Source organism: Streptomyces sp. NPDC059900, assembly GCF_050270335.1.
Classification (GTDB): domain Bacteria; phylum Actinomycetota; class Actinomycetes; order Streptomycetales; family Streptomycetaceae; genus Streptomyces.
Map to the genome: position 1 here is coordinate 1 of NZ_JBNNJZ010000524.1, position 5700 is coordinate 5700.

Genomic DNA, 5700 nt, shown 5'->3' on the forward strand with positions numbered 1-5700 from the left:
AGCGTGCTCAGGACCACGTACTGCAGGCCGTCGACGGACAGTTCCTTCGCGTGCAGGTCCGGCACGGCAAGCAGCGCGAACAGCAGGATGAGCCCGCCGATGAGGAACGAGAAGATGAGCGCCCGCAGGATCGCCCGCGGGGCGTTGCGGCTCGGGTCGAGGGACTCCTCGCCGAGCGAGGACGCGGTGTCGAATCCGTACATGACGTACGCCGAGGCGAGCGACGCCGTCAGGAAGGCGCCGAAGTATCCGAGGTTCTGGCCCGCGCCCAGGCCGCCGGTCTCGGTGATGGCGCTGGGGCCGCGCGTGATGTGGGCGGCGAGCAGGATGATCAGGACGACGGCTGCGATCAGCTCGATCAGTACGCCCGCGGAGTTGATCCGGGCCATCAGTTTGACGCCGAACGCGTTGACCAGGGTGGTGAACAGGATGAGGACCGAACCGAGCAGCACCGCGTTCTTCGCCGCGTCGGTCGTCCCGCTGCCGTCCCCGATGAACTGGAAGAAATCGGAGATCTGCGGCAGCGTGATCTGGTACGCGAGGGCGACCGCCGCCAGGGACACCATGGTGGCCGTCAGCATCATCCAGCCGCCGAGCCAGCCGATGTGCTTGCCGCCGAGCTGCTTGCCCCAGTTGTAGACGGACCCCGCGACCGGGAAGCGGGCGGCGAGCTCGCAGAAGCAGAGGGCCACCATCAGCTGGCCGACGAAGACCATCGGCCAGGACCACCAGTAGGCGGGACCGCCGAAGCTGACGCCGAAGTAGAAGAGCTGGAAGGTGCCGGTCAGGATCGAGATGTAGCTGATCCCGGCCGCGAAGGTGTGGAAGTTGCCCAGGGTCCGCTTGAGTTCCGGACGGTACCCGAGCTCGCCGAGCGCGGCGTCGTCGTCCTGGTGCTGGCTGCGGGCGGCGTCGGCGGCGTCGGCGCCCTTGCCTGGATCCGTGCTCATTCGAACCACCTCTGCGGTGTCGCTGCCAGATTGCGCCAGATGTGCTTGGCCTCCTGGTACTCGGCAAGACCTGCCGGGCCCAGTTCGCGGCCGAATCCGGACTGCTTCATTCCACCCCATTCGGCCTGCGGAACATAGGGGTGGAAGTCGTTGATCCAGACGGTTCCGGCGCGCATCCGGGCCGCCACGCGCTGGCCCTTGCCGGTGTCCTCGGTCCACACGGCGCCCGCGAGACCGTAGACGGTGTCGTTGGCGAGACCGATCGCCTCGTCCTCGGTGCGGAACCGCTCGACGGTGAGCACGGGCCCGAACGACTCGTCGGTGACCACGGACATGCCGGGGGTGCACTCGTCGAGCACGGTGGGCGGGTAGTAGTAGCCGTCCTTCAGTGCCGGGTCGTCGGGGCGCGCGCCGCCGCAGCGGAGCACCGCGCCCTCGGCGATGCCGGCCGCCACGTACGCCTCGACCTTGTCGCGGTGCGCGGCGGAGATCAGCGGCCCCGTGCGGGCGTCGTCGTCGAAGGGCCCGCCGAGCCGGATCCGCCGCGCCCGCTCGACCAGTTCGTCGACGAACCTGTCGTGCAGTTCGTCCTCGACGAGCAGCCGCGCTCCGGCCGAGCAGACCTGGCCCGAGTGCAGGAAGATCGCCATCAGGGCGTAGTCGACCGCCGTGTCGAAGTCGGCGTCGGCGAAGACGATGTTCGGGTTCTTGCCGCCCAGTTCCAGGGCGACCTTCTTCACCGTGGGCGCCGCGGCGGCCATGATGCGCCGTCCGGTGACGAGCCCGCCGGTGAACGACACCAGGTCCACCCGGGGGTCCTCGCTGAGCGGCGCGCCCGCGACGGGCCCTGCGCCGAGGATCAGGTTGGCGGCCCCGGCGGGCAGCCCGGCCTCGGTGAGCAGCCGCATCAGGATGATGCAGGTGTGCGGGGTCAGCTCGCTGGGCTTGAGGACGAAGGTGTTGCCCGCGCCGAGCGCGGGGGCGACCTTCCAGGCGGTCTGCAGGAGCGGATAGTTCCACGGAGTGATCAGCGCGCACACCCCGACCGGCTCGTGCACCACCCGGCTGTCCACGTCCGTGCTGCCCGGGTCCACGACGCGGTCGGTGCCGCCCGCCGCCGTCAGGTTGCCGAAGTAGCGGAAGCAGTTCGCGATGTCGTCCATGTCGTACTCGCTCTCCACGAGCCGCTTCCCGGTGTCCAGGGATTCGGCGCGGGCGAGTGCGTCCTTGTCGCGTTCGAGGAGGTCGGCGACGCGCAGCAGCAGGCGGCCGCGTTCGGCCGCGGGGGTGCCGGGCCAGGGGCCGCGGTCGAAGGCCTCCCGGGCCGCGGAGATCGCCGCGGCGGCGTCCTTCGGTCCGGCCTCGTCGACGGTCGCGACCAGGGTGTTGTCCGCGGGGCAGCGGATCTCCCGTACCTGCCCGTCCTGGGCGGTGGTCCACGTTCCGCCGATGAACAGCTCCGGCATGACGGCTCCTCGGGGATGGAAAGCGCGGGTGCTCCAGAATGGACGGTAAGGAGCACGGGCCCCGCCCGCACCACAAGAGCCGCTATTCGGCGCAGGCGTACACCTGGCCGCCATCGGGCCCGCACGCCCGTGAAGATCACCGGCTCGCCACTCCGTTAGCCTGAGGGCACGATGAACCGGCTGATCACGTCATGGGGCGCGTACGACCTCACACGATTCCCCGAGGACCCCCGCGACCCGCTGCGCGCCTGGTCCGCGGCCGACGCCTACCTGCTGCGGCACCTGGCGGGCGAGACGGGGGAGGCGAGTGAGGCGGACGCGGCGCAGGAGGGGGCGAAGCCCGTCGACCTCTCCGGGACCGTGGCCGTCGTCGGCGACCGCTGGGGGGCGCTGACCACCGCGCTCGCCGGGTACGCGCCGACGCTGATCACCGACTCGTTCCTCGCCGGGGAGGCGACCCGCGCCAACGTGGCACGCGCCGGGTTCGCACCGGACGCCGTGCGGATCTCGACGACCGGCGACGCCCCGCCGGCCCGGATCGACGTACTTCTCGTCCGGGTGCCCAAGAGCCTCGCGCTCCTGGAGGACCAGCTGCACCGGCTCGCCCCCGCCCTGCACGCGGGCACGGTCGTCGTCGGCACCGGGATGGTCACCGAGATCCACACCTCGACCCTCGACCTGTTCGAGCGGATCATCGGCCCCACGCGGACGTCGCTCGCCCGGCAGAAGGCGCGGCTCATCTTCAGCACCCCGGACCCGGAGCGCGCCGCCGGTGCCAGCCCCTGGCCGCGCAGCTATGTCCTCGACGGGGACTCCGGGGCGGGCGCGGGGCTGATGGCCGTCAATCACGCGGGCGTGTTCTGCGCCGAGCGCCTCGACATCGGCACCCGCTTCTTTCTGCGCCATCTGCCCGCCGGCGGGGACGCCGCGCACGTCGTGGACCTGGGTTGCGGCAACGGCGTGCTCGGCACGGCCGCCGCCGTCGCCGACCCCGGGGCCACGGTCACCTTCATCGACGAGTCGTACCCCGCCGTCGCCTCGGCCGAGGCGACCTTCCGCGCGAACGGGCTCGATCCCGCGCGGGCGCGGTTCGTCGCGGGCGACGCGCTGTCGGCCGTGCCCGCGGGGTCGGTGGACCTCGTCCTGAACAACCCGCCCTTCCACAGCCACCAGGCGACCACCGGTGCCACTGCCTGGCGGATGTTCGCCGGAGCGCGCGCCGCGCTGCGCCCGGGCGGCGAACTGTGGGTCGTCGGCAACCGCCACCTCGGATACCACGTGAAGCTGCGCAAGCTCTTCGGCAACTCCAAGGTCGTCGCGAGCGACCCGAAGTTCGTGGTCCTGCGGGCGGTCAAGCGCGACCGCTGACACCACCCGCGCGCCTTCGGCCCGCCCCTCAGGCGTCGAAGGCCGTCGCCCGCGCCACCTTCTCCCACGTGCCGATCTCGGAGCGGACCGCGTCGAGGTGGCCGATGACCGCGTCCACGGAGTCCTCGCCGAGCGGCAGGCGCAGCGGGGTGTCGTCCGCGTCGAGGGCGGCGATGATCGCAAGGGCTGCCTTCGCCGGGTCGCCGGGCTGCTCGCCGTCGCCGCCCGCGACCATCGCGCGGGTGGCGCCCGCCGTCTGTGCGTAGTCCGGGATCTCGACGGGGCTCGCGGTGGTGTTGCCGAACAGTCCGGTGCGGAACGCGCCGGGCTCCACGACCAGGACCTTGATGCCGAGCGGCCCCACCTCTTGGGCCAGCGCCTCCGACATCCCCTCCAGGGCGAACTTCGTTGCGCTGTACGCCGAGAAGCCCGCGAAGGACATCTGGCCGCCCATGCTGCTCATCTGCACGATCGCTCCCGAGCGCCGGGCCCGCATGTGCGGAAGGACGGCGCGGGTCAGCGCGGCAGGGCCGAAGACGTGCACGTCGAACAGGGAGCGCAGTTCGGCGTCCGAGTCCTCCTCCAGGGCGCCGACGTGGCTGCGCCCCGCGTTGTTCACCAGGACGTCGATGCGCCCGTGCCGGTCGGCGACGTCGCGCACGGCGGCCTCGATGCCCGCGGTGTCGGTCACGTCCAGGGTGAGGGCCTCGACCTGGTCGGGGTGGGCGGCCACCAGGTCGTCCAGGGCGGAGGCGTTGCGTGCGGTGGCCACGACCACGCCGCCCGCGGCGACGGCCGCCTCGGTGATCGCCCGGCCGAAGCCGCTGTTCGCGCCCGTCACGAGCCATACCTTCGACATCTTGAACTCCCTCTTCATGTCAGCCGGTTGGTTCGTTCCCGGCTCTGCTGTTCATCCTGTGGCGGAGGCGGGTGGCCCGTCCAAGACCTGACGTGATAGCTGATGGTTATGGACCTTCACGGCAGGGACGTGCACAGCAGGGATCTTCGCTACTTCGTGGCGGTGGCGCAGGAGTTGCACTTCACGCGGGCCGCCGAGCGGCTGTTCGTCTCGCAGCCCGCGCTGAGCAAGCAGATACGGGCACTGGAACGGCAGCTGGGCGCGGACCTCTTCGTGCGCGACCACCGGGGCGTGCGGCTCACCTCCGTGGGCGCCGCACTACTGCCGCATGCCCGGCAGGTGCTCGAAAGCTGGCACTCGGGTTCCGAGGCGGTGGAGCGCGCGAAGACCGAGGAGCGGGCCACGCTATCGGTGGGCATGAGTACGCGGCCCGCCCGCGGCGGACTCCTGCCCGCGGTGCGGTCCCGCTTCAGCGAGGCCCATCCGGCGGCCGTGATCCGGCTGCGGCAGGTGGGCTGGGACGACCCGAGCGCGGGCCTTGCCGACGGCACCGCGGACGTGGCCTTCATCTGGCTGCCGCTACCCGGCATGGAGCGCTACGCGTGGGTGGTGGTCGCCGAGGAACCGCGCCGTGTCGCCCTGCCCGAAACGCACCGCCTCGCCGACCGGGACGAGGTCGACTTCGCCGACCTCGCCGACGAGCCCTTCCTCGCGCTGCCCGGGAGCGCGGGCACGCTGCGGGACTACTGGCTCGCGATCGACGCCCGCGCGGGCCGCCCGCCCCGGATCGGGGCGGAGGTCGCCAGTACCGACGAGACGTACGAGGCGCTGGTGGACGGCCGCGGCATCTGCCTGGTGGCGGCGGGCAACGCACCGCTGATCACCCTCGGCGGTGTCGTCACGCGGCCCGTGCGGGGCATCACGCCGAGCCGGTTCGCGCTGGCCTGGCGCGCGGGCGAGGACGGGCGCCCGCTGGTCGGCGCGTACATCAAGGCGTGCGGGGAGGCGCTCGGGCGGACGGAGCACGGGTCCGGACAGGAGGAGTACGGGTCTGGAG

The 5700-nt window shown here is 71.9% G+C and carries 5 protein-coding genes; 2 read left to right on the forward strand and 3 right to left on the reverse strand.

Annotated elements, in window-relative coordinates; all coding sequences use genetic code 11:
- Together ACQKIP_RS38015 and ACQKIP_RS38020 are read right to left on the reverse strand one after the other, a co-directional pair.
- Window positions 1–950, reverse strand: a 950-nt coding sequence (locus ACQKIP_RS38015; protein ID WP_427745190.1) for an APC family permease, incomplete at its 3' end; no start/stop codon positions are given.
- Window positions 947–2416 (reverse strand): aldehyde dehydrogenase family protein, encoded by a 1470-nt coding sequence (locus ACQKIP_RS38020; RefSeq protein ID WP_365859777.1) that lies wholly within the window; start codon window positions 2414–2416, stop codon window positions 947–949. The genes ACQKIP_RS38015 and ACQKIP_RS38020, both read right to left, overlap by 4 nt.
- A 171-nt stretch (window positions 2417–2587) precedes the next feature.
- On the opposite strand from ACQKIP_RS38020, the gene ACQKIP_RS38025 reads away from it, so the two are divergent.
- Window positions 2588–3784: a methyltransferase gene (locus ACQKIP_RS38025; RefSeq protein ID WP_365859776.1), complete on the forward strand. Its 1197-nt coding sequence runs from the start codon at window positions 2588–2590 to the stop codon at window positions 3782–3784.
- Between the two features lie 28 nt (window positions 3785–3812).
- Here the strand turns inward: ACQKIP_RS38025 and ACQKIP_RS38030 are convergent, their stop codons facing one another.
- Window positions 3813–4643: an oxidoreductase gene (locus ACQKIP_RS38030; protein ID WP_365859775.1), complete on the reverse strand. Its 831-nt coding sequence runs from the start codon at window positions 4641–4643 to the stop codon at window positions 3813–3815.
- Window positions 4644–4751: 108 nt separating this feature from the next.
- On the opposite strand from ACQKIP_RS38030, the gene ACQKIP_RS38035 reads away from it, so the two are divergent.
- Window positions 4752–5700, forward strand: a 949-nt coding sequence (locus ACQKIP_RS38035; RefSeq protein ID WP_427745191.1) for a LysR family transcriptional regulator, incomplete at its 3' end; no start/stop codon positions are given.